This window comes from Halalkalibacter okhensis (assembly GCF_000787375.1).
Taxonomy (GTDB): domain Bacteria; phylum Bacillota; class Bacilli; order Bacillales; family Bacillaceae_D; genus Halalkalibacter; species Halalkalibacter okhensis.
The window spans coordinates 1-20688 of record NZ_JRJU01000002.1 but is presented as its reverse complement, the minus strand read 5'-3'; the positions used below and the strand labels follow the sequence as shown (position 1 = coordinate 20688).

Sequence of the window (20688 nt, the reverse complement as noted above, 5' to 3'; positions counted from 1 at the left end):
AGCAACTATTAAAATGACTGTAAAAATCAAAAAGTGCGATCGTGAAGATTTACAAGTGCTACAGGAAATAAGTATTGAGACATTCAACGATACATTTAAAGATCAGAATTCACCTGAAAATATGAAAGCTTATCTAGAAAAAGCATTTAATTCTAAACAGTTGGATAAGGAATTGTCCAATAGTTCATCGGAATTCTTTTTTGTTTATTTTAATAATGAAATCACTGGATATTTAAAGGTTAATACCAATGATGCTCAATCTGAAGAAATGGGTGATGAATCATTTGAAATCGAGAGGATTTATATAAAGTACAAATTTCAAAAACATGGACTTGGTAAATATCTACTAAATAAAGTTATGGAAATGGCGTTGGAACGTAATAAAACGAAGATCTGGCTAGGTGTTTGGGAAAAAAATAAAAATGCCATTGCCTTTTATAAGAAGATGGGGTTGGTTCAAACCGGAGCCCACTCTTTTTATATGGGTGATGAAGAACAAACAGATTTTATAATGACTAAAACACTCATATAACTTTTTTGAAAGGTGGATTATCATGTATATCCCTCAGCAATTTAAAGTTAAAGAGGAAACAACGGCTTAACATAGTTTTGCGACTCTTATTTCGGGGCATGATGGAATTCCATTCGCAACTCATTTACCGTTAATTTTGAACAAGGAGAATACATACTTATACGGACACTTTGCACGCCCAAATCCTCAGTGGAAAGATATAAAAAATCAAACCGTTCTTGCCTTTTTTCATGGTCCTCATTGCTATATCTCCCCATCTTGGTATGAAACGAATCAAGCAGTACCAACATGGAATTATGTGACAGTTCATGTTTATGGAGAAGTCGAACTTCTAGAGGACGAAAATGAATTAATGGGTTCTTTACATGAAATGGTATTGAAATATGAAGCTTCTGACAGTTCATATAGATTACAAGATGTAAATGCTGAGTTGCTTTTTAGTATGAGCAAAGGAATTCAAGGTTTCAGAATAAAAATCACCAAGATAGAAGGGAAAGCTAAATTAAGTCAAAATCATTCATTGCAGCGACAAGAGCTAGTTATTAATCAACTAGACCAAATTTCAAATACGGATGAGCAACAGATTGCTTCATTAATGAAGGGAAATTTAAAAAAGAAGTAACAGGTTAATGCTAACGTTTTAAAGAAAAACAACTAACAATACAAAACTATTTGCTGCGTATTACAAAAATACTGATAATACACGACCTTTAAGAGACGATTACAATTAGCGTAATCGTCTTTCTTAACGTATTGTACTTGATTTATATATCACAATATGCTAATTTTAAAAAACAAATAAATTATTTGTTTTTATGTTTTTTGTTTAGGGGGGGAGACCTAGGTCTATGGCTAAATTCACTCAATTAGAAAAAGAAAGTATTAGAAAAGAATTGTTGGAAGTAGCATATCGTTTTTTCATTGAAAAGGGTTTTAAGAGCACTTCTCTTGAGGATATTACTTCATCAGTTGGCATTGCTAAGAGTACTTTTTATGTTTTCTTCAAATCAAAAGAATTGCTATATATGGAATTGTTAACACACGAGGGAGAGCAAATGGAAGAGCAGGTCTGGCCCAAGGTTATAGCTGCAAATGATATACACTCAGCTATAAAGATTTACTTAAATAGGATGGCTTCTGAATTGGAAACCAAGATTTTAACTCAAAGGCTGATTTACGACCTTGAAGAATACAAACTGGTATCTAGAAAGTTAAGTCCAGAGTATGTTGCCTCAGAGAATTTAAGAAGTATAGTCCCTCTTATCGAGTTTATAAAGTCACGGCAAGAAAGTAAGGAGATTATTGATGAAGACCCGGGCGTGATAGCAGGAGTTTTAAGGTCAGCTTTATTAATTGGATCTCAAAAGAAAGATTTGCAGCCATACAATTATGAAAGGATTAGAGAATTATTATTCGAGGCTGTTGCTAATCAAATTATTCGGACTTAATTTAGAAAAGGTAATGATTGTTATTAGATGAAAGTCCAAAGAGTGTTAATTTATACAAGTTGTTGACAGGAGTGATTGAAATGAATAAAGATATAAAGCGAGTTATTGAAATAGCTACTAAACACAATCTGATGATTAAAGAAGAAACCATGCAATTCAATGAGTCCGGGCTAGATTTTCAGGTTGTTTTTGCAAAAGATGAAAGTGGAATTGATTGGACTCTAAGATTACCTAGACGTGAAGATGTGATGCCTAGAACAAAGGTTGAAAAACAAGTGTTAGATTTGGTAAGTATGTATGCAAAATCTTTTCAAGCACCAAACTGGATCATTTACACAGATGAACTTATAGCTTACAAGAAATTAAACGGTGTGCCAGCAGGAACGATAGATCATAATATAGGAAACTATGTTTGGGAGATAGATATTAACAATGTTCCAGAAGCCTTTCACAAGTCTCTGGGTAGAGTGTTAGCAGAGCTTCATAGCATCCCTAATGATAAAGCTAATCAGCTTGGCCTAGTGGTGCATACACCAGAAGAAGCAAGAAAGTCAATGAAGCAGCGTATGGATCGGGTAAGAGCAAAGTTTGGTGTAGGTGAGGATTTATGGAATAGATGGCAGGAATGGATTCATCATGATGAAATGTGGCCTAAGAAAACGGGACTGATTCATGGAGATGTACATGCCGGACATACGATGATTGATAAAGGTGCTAATGTGACTGGATTAATCGACTGGACTGAAGCAAAGGTTACAGATATTTCGAATGACTTTGTTTTTAACTATAAAGCCTTTGGTGAAGAAGGGTTAGAAGCTCTGATTCATGCATATAAAGAAGCTGGTGGATATGACTGGCCGATGATGAAAGAGCATATTATCGAACTTGACGCTGCATATCCAGTTTCCATTGCAGAGTTTGCATTAGTATCTGGCATCGAGGAATATGAACAGATGGCAAAGGAAGCATTGGGAGTGATATAGGGTCGGGGGGACAGGTCCGTCGTCCCACAGTTTATTAGAGTAGATCCCTTACAGGAGAAAAAAGAAATGATAAGAAAGAGAAAGAAAAATAAAGAAGAGAGGTCTAGTCTTTAGACTTTTGTCAGTAACAAAGGCTTCTAGCGGCAGAACAAACCACCCGTCACATCACGGGTGGTTTTGATTTTCTTTTAAAAGAGATTTAGAAATGACTGATAAATCCGTGAAGCGATTTTTTAAAAGCAATAGAAAGGATCGTGAATCTTTTAATCATACAATTCTATACAAATATATTGAAAAGAATGTGATCCTATGGTAAATTATATAAGTCTGTGATGTTATTTGATGATTTGATTGTATTATCCCTATCATAAATATACAACACCGTCAGTATATTAGTCAACCCTTTTATCAAATTTTTTTATGAGGAGTGCTTGCCATGAATTCGGAATTTCAGCAGGAGCAAAAACGAGTAGACTTTGTAATGGAAACCATTACGGAGGAAATCAACAGACTAGAAGAAGAAACTTCCAGGCGTAAGAAAGAAGTGGTTCAGATCCGCAAGCACTTTTGGGATGAAGTGAAGGTGAATACGGATACCTTTGATGATTACCTTGAGACCGTTATCGGCTTGCGGCAAGAAGCTCAAGCGCTGTCTGTTAGCCAAAGCACTCATAGACATGCTTCGACGCGTTTATCGACACTAAGGCTAATGGAGGCGGTTCCTTATTTTGGTCGGATCGATTTTGTCGAAGAGGGGGATTCAACTGAGGAACAATTCTATATTGGTATTTCCTCTCTTAAGGATCGTAGTGGAGAAAATTTTCTGATCTATGACTGGAGGGCTCCGATCTCAAGTGTCTACTACGATTACCAGCCTGGTCCGGCCGAGTATGAAACACCTGGAGGCACAGTCGAAGGCGAATTGGAGAAAAAGTGGCAATATCTTATTCGTGATGGCGCTCTTCAATCGATGTTCGATACGAGTCTCACCATTGGTGACGAGATTTTGCAACAGGTTCTCGGCAAAGGTACCGATAAACAGATGCACAATATCGTAGCGACCATTCAACAGGAGCAAAACCGGATTATTCGTCATGACCGTGGGAGACTGCTGATTGTTCACGGTTCAGCAGGTAGTGGCAAGACATCAGCCGCCCTGCAACGAATTGCTTATTTGCTCTACAAATATCGAGATCGGCTGAATGCTGATCAAATCATTCTTTTTTCGCCTAATTCGATGTTTAGTAGTTACGTGTCTAATGTACTGCCAGAACTTGGTGAAGAGAATATGCAACAGGTCACATTTCAAAAATACTTGAATCATCGTCTGAGTAAAGAGTTTCAAGTTGAAAATCCATACGAGCAATTGGAGTATGTTTTAACTCGGGCGAATACTCCTTCGTACAGATCAAGACTTGAAAGCACTCGTTTTAAAGCATCTACCTGTTTTTTTGAGGCGATCCAATCATATAGACAGTTCCTAGAATTATCAGGTATGCGATTTAAGAACATTACCTTCAGTGGGAAGCCAATTGTAAATGCTCAACAAATAGCAGATAGATTTTATAGTCATGATACTTCACTCCGCTTTCATAATAGACTTGAAAAATTGATGGAATGGCTGATTAAATTAATAAAAGAGGTTCAGAGGGACGAATGGAAAGAGTCGTGGGTACAGGAGGAAATCGAGTTGTTAAGCAACGATGAATACCATAAGGCGCATCGTTACTTAGCAGAAAAACGAGGCTATAAAAGAGAAGCAATTGCAGACTATGAGATGGAACCCAAAGCGCTTGCCCAATTGATTGTTCACCAAAAATTGAAGCCGTTACGAAAACGAATCCGAGCGTTTCGTTTCATTGATTTTAAGGCGATTTACAAGCAACTATATGTAGATCCTGAGCAAATCAAACGTTGGATTGAAGGGGAAACACCAGTACAGTGGGCGGATATTTGCCAAATGACGCTGGAGAGGCTGGATGAAAATAAATTATTTTATGAGGATGCAACCCCATTTTTACTATTGAAAGAGCTAATACAAGGCTTTCAGACGAACAGCTCGATCAAACAGATCGTTGTTGATGAGGCTCAGGATTATTCACCATTTCAATTTGAGTTTTTGAGACGTTTGTTTCCGGGGGCAAGGATGACAGTACTTGGCGACTTTAATCAGGCGATATTCGCTCATGCTAGCGAAAGAGTTAATTTCAACACACTTACAAGCCTTTACGGATCAGATGAAACGGAATTGATCAATATCACACGAAGTTACCGTTCTACGAAACCGATTATTGAATTTACTCGAAGACTGGTTCCTAATGGGGATAAGATTGTTCCATTTGAACGCGAAGGTGAGAAACCTGTGCTGAAACAAGTGACAGATAACGTAGAACTGCACAGCTGCATTGCAGCTAAAGTTGCAGAATTTCGAAGTCTAGGACTTAATAGCATTGCGGTCATATGCAAATCGGCGGAGGAAAGTGCACGAGCATATGAATCTTTGGCTGGCATTGATGAAATTAAACTTTTAAAGAGCAACTCGATTGAATATGAGCAAGGAGTTGTTGTTGTACCCTCGTATTTGTCTAAGGGAATCGAATTCGATGCCGTCATCATTTATGATGCATCAGAGCATGTGTACAGTGATGAGAGTCTGCGCAGAGTTTTCTATACTGCTTGCACAAGAGCGATGCATTATTTGCTACTTTACAGCGTAGGTGAACCGAGCCCATTATTACAAAATGTATTGCGAGAAGGTTTCATCCAAAGGGTCGAGGGGACAGGTCCGTCGTCCCTGCAGTAACCCTAAATGGATATAGGAAGTAGGGCTGCGATAAGCAGTCCTTATTGGCTTTAAGTGGAGCTGAAATATATGTCTATGTTTTCGCTTTTAATTGACCAAGAGCGTTAGTTGAACGGAGCTATCACATTTTATAAATGATCGTTTGCTACACAACGATACTGGTAATGTACGAAATCATTAATTATTTGTATAGTGAGTTTGCAAAATATTTAAGTAATACTTATAATAAAAGTAATACTTTCGAATAAGGTAAGAGGTGAAGTTGAAATGGAATTAGTTAGTGGGAAGGTGACGAGTAAAGGACAAATAACCATACCAAAGGAACTTAGGGAAAAGTTAGGTTTAAGTGAGGGTGACCAATTAAAATTTTTAATAGAAGACGATGAAGTGAGAATAGAGCCGGTTAAGAAAAAATTATTAAGTCAAGCAATTGGCAGAATTACTTCAAAAGAGGAAATAAATCTTGAAAAAATGAGAGAAATTGCTCACGAGGAAGCGTCTAAACATACTCTATCTGAGGGATTGGAACATGAATAAATTTCTAGTCGATACAAACGTTCTTATACGACTGCTAGTTAAAGATGATCCAATTAAATTTAATACTATAGTGAAGCTTGTAGAGAAGGTTGAAAAAAGTGAGTTAACTTTAGTAGTTCCTACTGTCGTAATCGCTGAATGCTGTTGGTTGTTAAAGTCTTTCTATAAAGTGGATAAACCCAAAATAACGGAATATCTATTAGATATCATTGAATCTGAAAATGTTGAAGTAGAGGAAGATGATGTAATTATTGCACTGAGAATGTATTCGGATAAAAATGTCGATTTTGCTGATGCGTTAATATCGAGCAAATCGAACAGTAAACTTCCTGTTTTAACTTGGGATAAAAAAGATTTTAAAAAGTTGGAATGCGAATACTATATACCAGAAGAATTATTGTAGTTACGCAGTAGGTTATAAAATGGACTTGCATGGTAAACGACCTTCTTTAACGATAAATTTTTCAGTGGGATTTGATGACTATTATCTTGTTGAAGTAGACCTTAATATTATGGAATTAACGTTACAACCAGAGGAAGTACAACGAGTGAAGTGGGCGACAAAAGAAGAAATCTTAACGATTATCGACCAAGAACCATATCATAAGAGTTTGATAGAATGATTATTTGATTCGAGAAAATACATGGGGGCTCATAGGTAACTGCGTGTTATGGTCCCCGCTTTAGCGTTAGTGGATGGATGGGGACAGGCACTGTTTCTACAACGTTTCTACCGGGATAATATCTGAAATGAGCGGTGAGTTGATTGAAAAAAGACAATACAAATCAGTAACCCCATCTTGTAGTTTGCAATCTCGAATGACAAAGCCTTCATACCCCTGGCCAATAAGGCTGTTACGGAATTTTTCATTGGCTTCTTCCATATTTAAAAGAATAGCCTCATCTTTCCAGGTGAAATGGTTTGGTTCATCTATAAATAGTTTATAAATAAAGCCAGTTACTCGCTTTTCAACTTGAATAACCTTAGGCGCTCCATCTTCCCAAAATTCCGTTTCTGACTTTTGATAAACTGTCTCCGTTCCTATTGCATAAGCTTTGGCTGAATGAATATCAGATGTAAGCCAAAATCCAATTGTACCAATAACGTTATTGACGTTTTGAACCTTTCCTTCATTAGTAAAATCTTCAATTTTATTCAAAGTACCAAAATAAGCGATCATATTCATACCTCCTATGTTTAGACTGCCCCATTCTAAGTTAATCATTTATGGATATGGGGAGTAGTGACCATTTATAAATAGAAAAAACATATGATATCAAAAAAGGGATAAACTGAAGAAAGAACTAAGGAAAGGAGTTGTGAAATATGACCAAAAAATATAATAAAGGCGGTAGCCGTAATCAAAATGCACCAGAATTACACGGCAAAGTTCCAGCTAGCGGTGATAATAATAAAGGGAATAAAAGGAAATAGATGGACCGCTGGGACAGGTTCGTCGTCCCTAAACTGGCTTAGACCTCGTACGCAGGTACGGGGTTGATGGAGTGACGATTGGGCGTGGTATTTTTAAAAATTCATTCCTACTTTGAAAAGCAGTCGAAAGAGTATAGTTGTAAGGAATTGCTCGATCTCTTAATTGGGGGCAGGAATCTACTGACTTTCCCCTTTTCAAATCTGGCTAATCTTACAATACGGACGAAGCAATATTGTTTAATTGAACTTATAGGGTAATTGTAAAAGGAAGGAACCAGTTGGTCCTTCCTTTTACAATTACTATTTTACTCCAATTATACGAACCCTTTTATAATCAGCAATCCAATTGCCTTCTTTAAACAAACTCTTTAAATTTTTTTCAACGTTTGTAATTATTTCTTTTTTGTATGTTCTGAAATACCATCAAACATATGAGTGCAGAACATATCAATCCAATTTTTTAATCCATTATCTCCATGCAATTGAGTTGGTCTATCAAAGTGTTGAGCAAAAGTCACTCTAAATCCACCTTCTTCCATTAAATTTGAATACTCAGCAATACTTGGATAAAACCAAGGAAATTGTTCCTTTTTAAATTCTAATCCAACTTCTTTTATTTGTTTGATTACTTCATCTGTTATCGTTTGAACGTTGCCCTTGCCTCCAAATTCGGCAACAAATCTTCCACCTTGTTTAAGACTTTTATAAATACCTTGTAATGCTCGGATAGGAGGCTTTACCCAATGAAGTGTTGTGTTAGAGAATACCGCATCAAATTCGCTATGATATTCTAAAATGGTAGCATCTTGCACCATAAACTGTATATGAGGGTATTTCTTGATTGCTTGTTTCACCATATTTTCAGATTTGTCTATACCTACAATATCTACGCCAAACTCGTATAAAAGGGTCGGAGGGACAGGTTCCTCGTCCCACAGGGAGATTCAATTATAAAATAGCTTTGCCTAAATAATGTTTCTTTTTGGTACGCAGTGGACCTATACTGCGAAGTAACTAAGAAAAAACCAAGATCCAGTTTCATTATTAAAGAATATAAAAAGACTTTACAATCGTTAAAGTCTTTTTTAACATTCTGTATTCTCTGTTTTAGCTATATCCTTCATCACATTTTCTAGTGTTACACTTCCTAACACTTTCTCCATCGCTAGTTGAGCTGAAACGAATAATGGCTCAATGGCTCGCTGAATATTTTTGCCGACAGGGCACTTTGGATTTGGTGTGTCATGCATGCTGAATAGTTCATTTTCTTTTACAACATTAACGGCCTTATACACGTCAAGTAAAGTAATGTCGGGTAATTCTTTCGCAAGTTTTGCTCCAGCAACACCAGGACGTACTTCGATTAATTCTGCTTTTTTTAGCATTCCCATTATTTTTCTAATCACGGCTGGGTTCGTATTTACACTGGCAGCCAAGTATTCGGAAGAACTTGCTTCTTCTTTATTAAAATCTATTAAAGTTAGTATGTGTATTCCTACTGAAAATCGGCTACTGATTGACAATTCAGTCACCATCCTATAATGATTCTTATTAAAAGCTAATCTTATCGTGTAATTAATTTGACTACAAGTATATTGTATCAAAAAAAACAAAATATATATATCGTCTTAATCTGTTGACATTTTACCTTCCTGTAACTAAAATAATCACATGTAATCAAGTTAGTTACAGGTATTTTAGGATGGAGGATGTATAATGAAATTATTAGTTACAGGAGCAACGGGGAAACTAGGTTCAAAGATAGTGGATACATTATTAAAAAGTGTATCGGCTGATCAATTAGTAGTAAGCGCTCGTAATCCAGAAAAAGCAGAAGGGCTACGTGCACAAGGAGTCGAAGTTCGGCAAGGCGATTTTGATAATCCGGAATCATTAGATGAAGCATTTGCAGGTATTGACCGTCTATTAATCATTTCTGCAGATGGTGATAATGACACGAGAATAAAACAACACGCAAATGCTGTAGCCGCAGCTGAGCGTGCCGGAATTAAATTTATTGCATACACAAGCATAGCTAACGCAACAGAAAGTACGAACTTAATGGCTCCACCACATGTAGCAACAGAGGCAGCGATTGTGAAAACTGGAATTCCATACTCTTTCCTACGTAACAACTGGTATTTGGAAAATGAAACAGACAGTATCAAAGGGGCAATCGCGGGTGCTCCATGGATGACATCTGCTGGTGAAGGAAAAGTTGGTTGGGCGACTCAACAAGATTACGCGGAAGCTGCTGCAAAAGTTTTAAGTGAAGATGGTCATGCTAATACGATCTATGAGCTTTCTGGACCCCTTTACACACAAGAAGAGTTTGTCCAAGTGCTTAGTGAAGTATTAGGTAAAGAAATTTTCGTCCAACAAGTGACAGATGATGAATATGCCGAGGTTATGAAACAAGTTGGACTTCCGGATTTTGTGATTCCAATTGTCGTTGGTATCCAAGAAAGTATTCGAAACGGATCGTTAGCTGTTGAAAGCAATGACTTTGAAAAAGTTCTAGGTCGACCTGTTACACCAATAAAAGAAGCATTATCCCAACTGGTTAAGTCTGTTTCTTAAGTATTCCTGCATATCAACTTAAGAAGTCAATTGATTATTAAAAATTATAAAATAGAATATTTATTATCAGATCAAATCGTATGATTTGGTCTCTTTTTTTACATTTAAGCTTGCTATAATTATTAATGGTATTTTAGATATAGTAGCATCAATATAGCATCCGTTTTAGTTTACTCTAACAACAGAATCAGTACATAAATTTTCATAAATGATGGAAAATATAATGAAACAATTTGAGGAGTTATTTGATGAAAATCTAAGTTTTACATGGTAGTATGTTAGAAATATTTAGCAAATATGATTTTTACGTTTTGTCCTTCTGTGTTAGAAAATACGACGGCTTGCAAACGGATCAAGGGCCCATTATTAGAGATTTAATAGAGACGGTTCAATAGTAAAGAAAATTGCAAAGGAGATCTGTTTAACAGATCTCCTTTCATTATATAGAGCAATAAAGTAGTTTTATCGATGGAGATTATACTTAATAATTTGTTATTTTCTTTTTAAGAACATATGAAAATCTATCAATACCTTTTTTTATAGATTTTAATTGAGGACGACTGAAAGAGAAGCGTAAAAATTCCTTTTTTGAACCTAAAGTTTTACCAGGGGCAAATATAACACCTTGGTTAATTGATTTTTTAAATAACATATTATGATCAATATTTTCATCATTTATCTTACACCATAAATGAATCCCTCCATTAGGCTCGAAGAAAGTTATCTCACCATTGAACTGATCAATTATTGATTGAACAATTATATCTCTTCTATTTTTTAAGTGATCTCTTAAATGTGTAAGGTGATGTTCGAGTCTAAGTGATAGTAATAATTCCGTAGCGTATAATTGGGATAAGTTAGATGACCAAAATCTAGTTGTTGTTTTAAATCGGCTATTCTTTGAATAACTGGCTGAGGTCCTGAAATCCATCCAATTCTTAAACCGGATGATAAAATTTTTGATAAAGAACTTATATATAAAACTAATCCTTGTGAATCCAAGGATTTTAGTGAGGGGATATAATTGTCATCATAACCAATAAGGCTATATGGGTCATCTTCAACTATTACAATTCCATATTTACTGCAAATATCTATAATTCTATTTCGTTTTTCGATGCTTAGAGTTGAACCGGTTGGGTTTTGATGTGTAGGATTTAAGAAAATCATTTTTATTCGGTGTTTTTGATACAAACTAAGTATTTCATCCGGTTCTATCCCATCCCTATGAACTGGTAAGAAAAAAGTATTTAATCCTTCAGAGTGAAAGATTGGTAAAGAATATGCGTAAGAAGGATCTTCAATTGCAACTGCATCTCCCGGGCTTAAAAGGGTCGGAGGGACAGGTTCCTCGTCCCAGAGAGAGATTCAATATTAAAATAGCTTTGCCTAGATGGTGTTTCTTTTTGTTAGGCAGTGGACTCATACTTGTGCATCAGCATCTTCGAAAGTTGGTGCCTTGTCCCCCCTAACTAGTAACACATTACTACGAGGTGGACTAGGGACCTTTATTTCTCTTAAAAACCCAAGTAGGGTTATTGGGCTCTGTATTCAGGAACCTTTGCTTATTATTGATGACTCTTATTTTAATTACTTTTACATCGATAAAAAAAACGAGGGAAGAAGTTTAAAAAACATATAGAAAGTTAGAAAACTTTCTTACGATCTGAGCTAAATGAGTGATTTCACAACTCTATGCCTTACTCCATTCAGCATAAATCGAGGCTTCACTTCAAATGTGATTATGAAAAACCTTAGTCAATTGGTCGTCATATAGAGATAGTCCTTGTTTTGAAACTCAACAAGGACATAGCTTTGGGAAGACGACGCATTAACTCTCAACGGCCGTTGTTTTGTTGAATAAATGTAATCATTTAAAGTGTTATTCCTGATTTAATTTGCTGAATAGCTTAGAATGTTAATATGACATTAACTTAAATGCTTTCTATGTCTGTTTTTTCAAAAACTTACTTAATATAAAATGAGCTTATTCGACTTAACTCTTGTACATTTTTCAACTACAAGCAAGATAAAATAGGTTATCAACATCATTTTAAATTCCCACTTAAAACAATCCATTACAGGAAATGTTTAAGTATTAAAATGAATGATTTCGACATATAATTTTATAAATCTCTCAAATCAAGGAGGAAATTCATTTGGCCGTCATAAAAACTAATGCAAATGACCGGAAATTGCTCGCAAGATTAATTAGAGCAGAAGCTGAAGGTGAAGGTAAACTAGGCATGTTGCTTGTAGCAAATGTTTGTGTTAACAGGGTTCGAGTAGGTTGTTTGGATTTTGTTGACATTAATTCAATTGAAAGAATGGTTTGGCAATCGCCAGGAGGATTTGAAGCTGTTCATTTTCCTTATTTTTATCAGCGGGCAAGAGAAAAGGAAATTCGATTAGCTGAGAGAGTTATCAACGGAGAGAGACATAGGCCAGCTGAATTTGCTTTATGGTTCTTTCGGCCAGATGGTCCGTGTCCAGAACAATGGTGGGGCCAATGGAATTCCGGACGTTATAAGGAGCATTGTTTTTATATCCCAACTGAATCTGATTGTCCCGATGTATATGGTGTTTATTGAAATCCAAAAATTTTAACGAAGTTCAATAAAGAAGGGGAGTATAGGCGAGGTATTCACCATCGTCTTTTACTCCCTTAACTATTGAATTTATTTTTATAATAAAGAAAACGACATCTATTTGTGCTAACTTTGTGAAACAATGTACTTACGCTAACGGGTGCTTTAGGAAAGTTAAATTTGCTTTATATTAGAACGGGATGCTTTAGCTGAACAATTTCTGTGTCATATGAAGCCCAAGTAAGACCTTCAGGTGCATTTTTGTCGTCTTTGTAGATTTCAACAATTGCTTTATTGAAAATCCGGATGAAGCGTAAAACTTCAACCGGATTTTTTTATTATCTTTTCACTTTCACATCAAACCGATCTGCATCCATCACCTTCACCCAAGCTGCCACAAAGTCATTCACAAACTTCTCTTGGCTGTCGTCCTGTGCGTAGACTTCCACAAGGGCGCGGAGGACAGAGTGGGAACCGAAAACGAGATCGACTCTTGTACCAGTGCGGACGAGTTCGCCCGAGCGGCGATCACGTGCTTCATAATAGCGTTCTCCCTCAACCGGCTTCCATTCCACACCCATATCAAGTAGGGTCACAAAGAAATCATTTGTAAGTGTGCCCACTTGATCAGTGAAAACGCCGTGTTTGTTGTCACCGTGGTTGGCTCCAAGTACGCGTAAGCCTCCGATGAGAACGGTCAATTCCTTCGCAGAGAGGTCCATTAGCTGGGCCTTGTCCACCATGAACTCTTCCGGCTTCAAGGAGTAGTCTTTCTTATGGTAGTTGCGGAATGCATCGGATACTGGCTCAAGCACTTCGAAGTTTTCATCGTCTGTTTGGTCCTGGGTGGCATCACCGCGACCCGGTGTGAACGGAACCTTTACATCAAAGCCGGCATCCTTGGCAGCTTTTTCAACGGCTGCACTTCCGCCAAGTACGATTAAATCGGCAAGGCTTACTTTTTTATCAAGGCCGCTCTGCAGGTCTTCTAACACATTAATAGCCTTTGCAAGCTGCTCTGGTTCGTTTGCTTCCCAATTCTTTTGCGGGTAGAGGCGAACGCGGGCACCATTTGCACCACCGCGCTTGTCTGAATGACGGTAGGTACTGGCAGAGGCCCAGGCCGTTTTCACGAGTTCACTCACCGAGAGTCCGGAATCCAAAATCTTCGCCTTCACATCCTCAATTTCTGCATCCGTTAAGGTATAGTTAACCTTTGGAACCGGATCCTGCCAAACGAATTCTTCCTCTGGCACTTCTGGCCCTAAATATCTGTCACGAGGCCCCATGTCACGGTGAAGCAGCTTGAACCACGCTCGGGCAAAGGCATCGGCAAACTCATCAGGATTCTGATGGAAGCGACGGGAAATCTTTTCGTATACCGGGTCCATGCGCATCGCCATGTCCGCAGTCGTCATCATCGTTTTTACTTTTTTAGACGGATCAGCGGCATCGGGAGCCAAATGCTTTTCATCCGGATCAATCGGTGCCCACTGGTAAGCGCCAGCTGGACTCTTCGTCAGTTCCCACTCATACCCGAACAGCATGTCAAAAAAGCTCATATCCCATTTGGTAGGCGTCGGTGTCCATGCACCTTCAATACCACTCGTGATGGTGAATGCACCGTGCCCGGTTTCATGGCTGCTCTTCCAACCGAATCCTTGGTGTTCGAGGCCAGCTCCTTCTGGCTCTTCTGTCACATGTGACGGGTCACCAGCACCATGGGCTTTCCCGAATGTATGTCCACCGGCAGTAAGTGCCACGGTCTCCTCATCGTTCATTCCCATCCGCTTGAAGGTATCGCGGATATCGAAGGCACTTTTCACCGGATCTGGTTCTCCATTCGGTCCCTCCGGATTGACATAAATCAAGCCCATCTGCACAGCAGCAAGCGGGTTCTCAAGATCACGCTCACCAGAATAGCGGTTGTCACCGAGCCACTCTTTCTCAGGACCCCAGTTCACGTCCTCCTCAGGGTGCCAAATATCTTCACGGCCACCACCAAATCCAATCGTCTTGCCGCCCATCGATTCAATCGCGACATTCCCTGCAAAAACGAGCAGGTCTGCCCAGGAGAGCTTGTTTCCATATTTCTTTTTGATCGGCCAGAGTAAACGGCGGGCCTTGTCCAGGTTACCGTTGTCAGGCCAGCTGTTTAATGGCGCAAAACGCTGAGAGCCACTTCCGCCGCCTCCGCGTCCATCCGCTGTACGATATGTACCTGCAGCGTGCCAGGACATCCGGATAAAGAATGGCCCATAATGTCCATAGTCTGCCGGCCACCAATCCTGGCTATCTGTCATCACATTATGTAGGTCCTCCTTCAGACCTTCATAATCAATTTTTTGAAATTCCTCTGCATAGTTAAAATCTTCCCCAAGCGGGTTTGTCTTCATGTCATGCTGGTGAAGCACATGTAAATCAAGCTGATTTGGCCACCAGTCCTTATTTTTCGTCCCTCTGATCGGTTTCTCGGAACTTTCCCCCGTAAACGGGCACTTTCCAACGTTCTCATTGTCCATATATCTTTTCCCCTTTCTGTTTGATAAGAGTCAATAGCACACAAACCTGCCTAACAACGTACGAAATTGCAATTTAGACAACATCAATTCTTATATTATAATTATAATAAATAATCAGCAGAATATTTTTAATAATTATTGTAGAATTACTAAAAAATGGTTGTACTGCTACTAATAATAAGATAACTCTAAATTAGTTGTTTATACCATAAAAGTTAATAACAGATAAACTTTGACTCCAATTAATCGGAGGAAGCAGGGGGACGGTTGTCGTTCTTCCTAGCGCTCCTCATAATACAAAAACCCCTGCAAACTTGTGCGGGGTTAGGTGTTTTGAAAACCTATTTTACTAGTTGCTTTATCAATTCCTAGTTCCTGCTCTTGAAAATCTCATTGTGGGGTCATACCGACGAAGGAAGGAAAGTTATCTATACTTGGGAGTAAAAAGTCCTTTATTCGCACCCACTATTAAGGGGATGTGTAAAAATACCCTGTTTAGATTTTTAGTTTCTTCAAAAAGATTTCGCAGAGTTTGTGAAAAGGTGTACTTAAATTAATGGATGCTAGAGTTAAACAAGAAAAATGCTTCTTGACTTCTAAGGCTTATATTAAAGTAGAAAATATATTCTAAGTGATCGCGACATTGCCATCGTTTTTTCTTTGGATTCATGTTCAGAAAGTTATGTTTTTAAAAAACTGTTATTGGTAATTTATTTCATTATTGGTTTGTATCTGTTATTAAAGTGTAATTAAAGCTGTTGATTGATAACATATATATTAGTAGAGGGGGCGAGCTAAATGAAGAAAAAGTTAAAATTGATTAGCTTAATTTTATCTCTATACCTTGAAGAAATAGGGGATTACTATTTTGTTGTTAGGTACCTTTAAGAAGACGTGTTCTTCACACTTCTTTAATTTATATTTTTTTAAAAGTATTGAAGCTTATAAAAAAATAAGCTATCATTAATTATTCACAAATTAATTATTCACAACTTTGTAACAATTGAGTTACGAGATAGCGACCCTGTTTAACGATTTTAATAGTTACATATTGTAATCCTGTCTGGTACCCAAACGATGGTTGAATCGATCAATGAAGCTTCAAGTATTGCTGAAGATTCAGCCGGATATTCTCAAAACGTTGCTGCTCAGCTGAAGAGCAAAATGCATCAATGGAAGAAATCTCATCAGCTGCAAAATCTCTTTCTAATATGGAAGAGGAACTACAAAATGCTGTAAGTCGTTTTAAAATATAGACCACTTTCATGTGAAGATATAGCAAAGAAAGTCAGCATTAGTAAAATTAGAATGGTGTTAGTAGCAGTTAAAAGGGCTCTTTTATTTCTTTTCTGATAGGGAAGTATGCATTTTCACTTACGGAAGCTTATGTTGAAGGAGATCAACTAATAAAAAAAATTTTTGCTACGTAGTACAACGATAATGGACACTACATATATTTTCAACGGCGATCACTTTTAAAGTGATCGTTTTTCGTATTTGACTAGATACTGTGCAACAAATATTTTCGTTTATGAAAGAACATACTTTTAAGTAAAGAGCTATTATTTATGGTTATCGAGAGGATTAATTTAATATACCAAACTGCATTTTACGATATACTAGTAGTAAGTAACACCGGATACTGTCAACTCTTAATAGAGAGCTGTATAAATAATTATAAGTAAAATAGTTGACACTCTTAACTACTCGGTGTTACGATGTACCAGTAATAAGTAACGCTTAATAGCTGTGTTTCTCAAATGCTATTAAATTGAAAACTCACCTTACTACTAAGTTATACTGAATATAAGTTATACAAAGTAAAGGAGGCTCTATACATGGAAAATTTAACGGAAATGCTGAAAGGATCGCTGGAAGGTTGTGTGCTGGAAATCATCAGCCGCCATGAAACCTATGGCTACGAGATTACCCGCCGCTTGAACGAACTAGGGTTTACCGAAGTCGTGGAAGGAACGGTCTACACCATCCTCGTGCGATTAGAAAAGAAAAAGCTAGTGAACATTAAAAAAAAACCGTCAGATATGGGGCCACCACGCAAGTTTTACTCACTCAATGAGGCTGGTCGCCAAGAACTTGAATTGTTTTGGAGGAAATGGGATTTTTTGACTTCGAAAATTTTTATCCTAAAAGGGGAGAAATAATATGAAGAAATTTATAGAGTTAATCATTGGCGATTTAGAAAGCAAGAAGGAATACAAAGCATTTATGAAAAAAGTAAATTCCCTACCGAAAGATTATGCCTTTGTTTTCAAAAAGATTCAAAAGTACATGTGGAATTTTGGATATGGATTTGGTGAAGAAATCCTTACTTTGTATGAACTGTTTGAAGCTAGTGCAGCAGAAGGCAAGCATGTACTAGATGTTACTGGTGAAGACGTGGCAGCATTTGCCGACGAATTGATGGCTCTCTCAAAACTAGATGGAGAATCGGAGTGTATAGTTGAACAGCAAGTAAAAATATGGACGAATAAACAATAACGTAGGAGGTTAAATACTATGGTAAATTTCATCAAAAAGATACTTGACTCGAAAAAAGAATACAAAGAAATGATGGCTCGTGTGGAAGCTTTACCAGACAATTATCCAGAAGTCTATGAAGAAATCTGTAACCATATGTGGAGTTTCTCCTCTGGAAGCGGTATGGATATGCTGAGAATCCAGTACGATCTCATTGAACTGTTTGAAGCTAGTGCGGCAGAAGGCAAAGACGTATTGGAAGTGACGGGTGAAGACGTGACAACATTCGCCAATGGACTTACCGACCAAGCGAAAAAATGGGATGATAAGTATCGCCATAATTTGAACAAAAGTATTCTGAATCGTGTGGGTAAGAAAAATATGCGTTGAAAAACCCAACTGAACAACTATTAAAGCTGTTCAGTTATATTTTTAACTAGTAAGTAGTATGACTGAATACAAGTAATACTAAGTAGTAAAATATATTAAGCTTGCCACTTAATACGATTATTATTTAGAAATAAAATATGTTTATTTTAAAAATTTATCTTTTAAAAAAAATCACTAGTGTTGCATTAATTTAATTTCACTATTATAAATACTCAAAATGTTCAATAATCTTATTTTATGCAAAGAAAAAGTCCTTTATAATGGATAAGTCAGGTGGTAATCCCGCCCAAATCCAATAATAAAGGACCATACGCATGGATAAGATTACACGAAAAACTTCATTTGGACAATGGTTTTCACCGATAAATCTTGAATTATTTGATGATCAAGTGAAAACATTGAAATTAGATTTCTATACGAAAAAACTTACGACGGAATCCTTTTTAAAATTATTACTCTACGCACAACTTGAAGAAGTAGAAAGTCTTCATGCGCTGAGTGATTGTCTTTTCGACGACCAGCTTCAAAAAGGAATTAACCTTGATTCGATCAGTATTTCTCAGCTATCACGGCGATTAAATGGGATGAATCCTGATTTATTCCAAAGGCTTTTTTTGGATTTAGTGTCACAAATTCATGCTAAAACACACTATACAAAACTCATCATGCCGTTAAAAATCATTGATTCAAGCACATTGCCACTTAATTTGACCAATCATAAATGGGCACAGTTCCGCAAAACAAAAGCGGGGTAAAGCTGCATTTGCGCCTTGTGTTTATGGAAAAAGGGAATTCCTATCCTGAAAAGGCTGTGATAACAATGGCAAAGGAACATGATCGTGGTCAACTTGAAATCATGGTAGACGACAAGGAATGCATGTATGTGTTTGACCGTGGCTATCTCGACTATGAACGCTTTGATCGTATGACAGATGATGGTTACTTTTTGCTATCTAGGTTACGTAAAAACGCAGTCATACGAGAAGTCTACGATTTTAAACTACCCGAGGATTCAAACGTTCTGTCCGACCAAATGGTGTTGATTGGCACGACTCAAAACCGTACTGAGAATTACTTTCGTCTTCTAAGAGTGCTTGATTCAAAAGGAAATGAACTTCAGTTACTCACGAATCGTTTTGATTTAAGCGCCGAAGAAATTTCAGAGATGTATAAATCACGCTGGGCGATTGAGTTGTTTTTCAAATGGATTAAGCAACATCTCAGTATCAAAAAGTTCTACGGTCAAAGTGAATGGGCGATCCACAATCAGGTGTTTATCGCATTAATCGTTTTTTGCCTACATGTTCTCGTGCAACTCGAGACGAAAAGCAAGCGAAAAACCTTACAAATTAGTCGTTATCTAAGAGCTGCTTTGTGGAAGCCAGCGCATATTTGGCTTCGAAAAATCGAAGGGAAAACCATTCCTTAATAAATAAACTGTCGTCGTCGCAAATGTCTAATTGTAAATGAATTTCCAAATGGATGGAACCACCTTTACTTGGGTATTTACCTTTTTGGCTCTAAACAGGAAGAACTTTAAAACTGAAAATTCAGTCAGTATTTATGCAACACTAGTGAAAAAAAATATATAAATCTTTTTGGCTCTTCACCAAAACATGTACTTGCTTTCTTTTAACAACTAAGTAGTTCTTCATTACATTCTAGTAAAATCCGTTGTTTATAATGCTTGGGATTCCGAGTGAAGACCTTTACGAATGGCAAAATCATCGATGCCTAAAACAAGCTGACGACTGTCTACTGCTTGTTCTTTACAGGTCGCTTGAACATGAGCACTTTCCCTTTCGCTCCATCGCTTAAAAACACGCTCCACCGTAGTCACAGGTGTTTGGGTCCGTTTAGCTGCGTGGGTAACAGTCGCTCCAAGGACTTGATAGGGTAGGGAGGCTTCAAACTGTTTCGTGTAGCGTTTTCCAGATGCTGCACACTCATATTGCCAGACGAAAGAAGCCTCACAATGCTTACACATCATACGAATGGCAGGCATGAAAAGAAAAACACGGTGTCCAAAAGCAGGAAGGTGACGTACTTTACGTTGATAAGCACTTCCTTTGCGAATCACATCCATTCCCTGACACTGAGGACAGGGCTGGAGATACTCGATCGGTTGGACATGAATAAAAAAGTCATCGTGTATGTTTTCAATATTGGAAATCGTTAGCTCTTTTAAATCGAATAGAATACTGGTAAAATGAGAGTGCATCTGTATACCTCGCTTGTTGTTGGGTGGTACTTTCAACTATAGAGGATACAGATGTTTTTTTATACTTTTTTATGGGTCAAGAACAGACTTTGGTGTTGAGCCATCTTTTTTATTCATAATTTAACATTATTGATTTTTTATGAAATTAGACAAATGGGAATAAGCTTGTGC

The 20688-nt window shown here is 37.4% G+C and carries 18 protein-coding genes and 3 pseudogenes; 15 read left to right on the top strand and 6 right to left on the bottom strand.

Annotated elements, in window-relative coordinates; all coding sequences use genetic code 11:
* The first annotated feature begins 13 nt into the window (after positions 1 to 13).
* The 8 genes and pseudogenes from paiA (at position 14) to LQ50_RS01850 (ending at position 6926) form a co-directional block, all read left to right on the top strand.
* Positions 14 to 532 (top strand): spermidine/spermine N(1)-acetyltransferase, encoded by a 519-nt coding sequence (gene paiA / locus LQ50_RS01885; protein ID WP_034625514.1) that lies wholly within the window; start codon positions 14 to 16, stop codon positions 530 to 532.
* Between the two features lie 22 nt (positions 533 to 554).
* A pseudogene (locus tag LQ50_RS01880) lies at positions 555 to 1154 on the top strand (FMN-binding negative transcriptional regulator).
* Between the two features lie 226 nt (positions 1155 to 1380).
* Positions 1381 to 1980 carry a TetR/AcrR family transcriptional regulator gene (locus tag LQ50_RS01875; RefSeq protein WP_034625511.1) on the top strand — a complete coding sequence of 200 codons (600 nt, stop codon included), beginning with the start codon at positions 1381 to 1383 and terminating at the stop codon, positions 1978 to 1980.
* Positions 1981 to 2060: 80 nt separating this feature from the next.
* The gene (locus tag LQ50_RS01870) at positions 2061 to 2963 is read left to right on the top strand and encodes an Mph(B) family macrolide 2'-phosphotransferase (protein WP_034625508.1); all 903 of its coding nucleotides are present in this window, start codon (positions 2061 to 2063) and stop codon (positions 2961 to 2963) included.
* Between the two features lie 436 nt (positions 2964 to 3399).
* Positions 3400 to 5766 (top strand): RNA polymerase recycling motor HelD, encoded by a 2367-nt coding sequence (gene helD / locus LQ50_RS01865; protein WP_034625505.1) that lies wholly within the window; start codon positions 3400 to 3402, stop codon positions 5764 to 5766.
* A 267-nt stretch (positions 5767 to 6033) separates the two neighbouring features.
* On the top strand, positions 6034 to 6303 hold the full coding sequence (locus LQ50_RS01860; RefSeq protein ID WP_034625502.1) for an AbrB/MazE/SpoVT family DNA-binding domain-containing protein: 270 nt from the start codon (positions 6034 to 6036) through the stop codon (positions 6301 to 6303).
* A complete protein-coding gene (locus tag LQ50_RS01855) occupies positions 6296 to 6706 on the top strand; it encodes a type II toxin-antitoxin system VapC family toxin (RefSeq protein ID WP_034625499.1) in 411 nt (136 codons plus the stop codon). The genes LQ50_RS01860 and LQ50_RS01855 overlap by 8 nt, the downstream gene beginning before the upstream one ends.
* Positions 6707 to 6725: 19 nt before the next feature.
* Entirely contained in the window at positions 6726 to 6926 is a 201-nt protein-coding gene (locus tag LQ50_RS01850; protein ID WP_052144527.1) for an NUDIX hydrolase, read from the top strand.
* A gap of 96 nt (positions 6927 to 7022) precedes the next feature.
* Here LQ50_RS01850 and LQ50_RS01845 read toward each other — a convergent pair whose 3' ends face one another.
* Positions 7023 to 7484 carry a hypothetical protein gene (locus tag LQ50_RS01845; RefSeq protein ID WP_034625497.1) on the bottom strand — a complete coding sequence of 154 codons (462 nt, stop codon included), beginning with the start codon at positions 7482 to 7484 and terminating at the stop codon, positions 7023 to 7025.
* 286 nt (positions 7485 to 7770) lie between these two features.
* Between LQ50_RS01845 and LQ50_RS25905 the strand changes: the two are divergent.
* Positions 7771 to 7900 (top strand): annotated as a pseudogene (locus LQ50_RS25905) (tRNA-dihydrouridine synthase); the annotation flags it as partial.
* A gap of 230 nt (positions 7901 to 8130) precedes the next feature.
* Here LQ50_RS25905 and LQ50_RS25900 read toward each other — a convergent pair.
* The gene (locus tag LQ50_RS25900; RefSeq protein ID WP_237563619.1) at positions 8131 to 8592 is read right to left on the bottom strand and encodes a class I SAM-dependent methyltransferase; all 462 of its coding nucleotides are present in this window, start codon (positions 8590 to 8592) and stop codon (positions 8131 to 8133) included.
* Between the two features lie 231 nt (positions 8593 to 8823).
* The gene (locus tag LQ50_RS01835; RefSeq protein WP_034625494.1) at positions 8824 to 9261 is read right to left on the bottom strand and encodes an Rrf2 family transcriptional regulator; all 438 of its coding nucleotides are present in this window, start codon (positions 9259 to 9261) and stop codon (positions 8824 to 8826) included.
* 193 nt (positions 9262 to 9454) lie between these two features.
* On the opposite strand from LQ50_RS01835, the gene LQ50_RS01830 reads away from it, so the two are divergent.
* Positions 9455 to 10318, top strand: coding sequence for an SDR family oxidoreductase (locus LQ50_RS01830; protein ID WP_034625491.1), 864 nt, complete (start codon positions 9455 to 9457; stop codon positions 10316 to 10318).
* A gap of 789 nt (positions 10319 to 11107) precedes the next feature.
* Here the strand turns inward: LQ50_RS01830 and LQ50_RS26180 are convergent.
* The gene (locus LQ50_RS26180) at positions 11108 to 11590 is read right to left on the bottom strand and encodes an aminotransferase class I/II-fold pyridoxal phosphate-dependent enzyme (protein ID WP_373279161.1); all 483 of its coding nucleotides are present in this window, start codon (positions 11588 to 11590) and stop codon (positions 11108 to 11110) included.
* 887 nt (positions 11591 to 12477) lie between these two features.
* Here LQ50_RS26180 and LQ50_RS01820 point away from each other — a divergent pair.
* Positions 12478 to 12909: a cell wall hydrolase gene (locus LQ50_RS01820; protein WP_034625489.1), complete on the top strand. Its 432-nt coding sequence runs from the start codon at positions 12478 to 12480 to the stop codon at positions 12907 to 12909.
* Between the two features lie 335 nt (positions 12910 to 13244).
* Here the strand turns inward: LQ50_RS01820 and katG are convergent, their stop codons facing one another.
* Positions 13245 to 15428, bottom strand: coding sequence for a catalase/peroxidase HPI (gene katG, locus LQ50_RS01815; RefSeq protein ID WP_034625486.1), 2184 nt, complete (start codon positions 15426 to 15428; stop codon positions 13245 to 13247).
* A 1838-nt stretch (positions 15429 to 17266) separates the two neighbouring features.
* On the opposite strand from katG, the gene LQ50_RS01810 reads away from it, so the two are divergent.
* From LQ50_RS01810 to LQ50_RS01795, 4 genes and pseudogenes are all read left to right on the top strand, one after another.
* Complete coding sequence (locus tag LQ50_RS01810; RefSeq protein ID WP_034625483.1) at positions 17267 to 17590, top strand: PadR family transcriptional regulator; 324 nt, start codon at positions 17267 to 17269, stop codon at positions 17588 to 17590.
* Position 17591: 1 nt separating this feature from the next.
* Positions 17592 to 17927 carry a DUF1048 domain-containing protein gene (locus LQ50_RS01805; protein ID WP_034625480.1) on the top strand — a complete coding sequence of 112 codons (336 nt, stop codon included), beginning with the start codon at positions 17592 to 17594 and terminating at the stop codon, positions 17925 to 17927.
* A gap of 18 nt (positions 17928 to 17945) precedes the next feature.
* Positions 17946 to 18296 carry a DUF1048 domain-containing protein gene (locus tag LQ50_RS01800; RefSeq protein WP_034625476.1) on the top strand — a complete coding sequence of 117 codons (351 nt, stop codon included), beginning with the start codon at positions 17946 to 17948 and terminating at the stop codon, positions 18294 to 18296.
* Between the two features lie 314 nt (positions 18297 to 18610).
* Positions 18611 to 19725: pseudogene (locus LQ50_RS01795) on the top strand (IS4 family transposase).
* Positions 19726 to 19974: 249 nt separating this feature from the next.
* On the opposite strand, the gene LQ50_RS01790 reads toward LQ50_RS01795, so the two are convergent.
* The gene (locus LQ50_RS01790; protein ID WP_052144524.1) at positions 19975 to 20517 is read right to left on the bottom strand and encodes a transposase family protein; all 543 of its coding nucleotides are present in this window, start codon (positions 20515 to 20517) and stop codon (positions 19975 to 19977) included.
* Between the last annotated feature and the right edge of the window lie 171 nt (positions 20518 to 20688).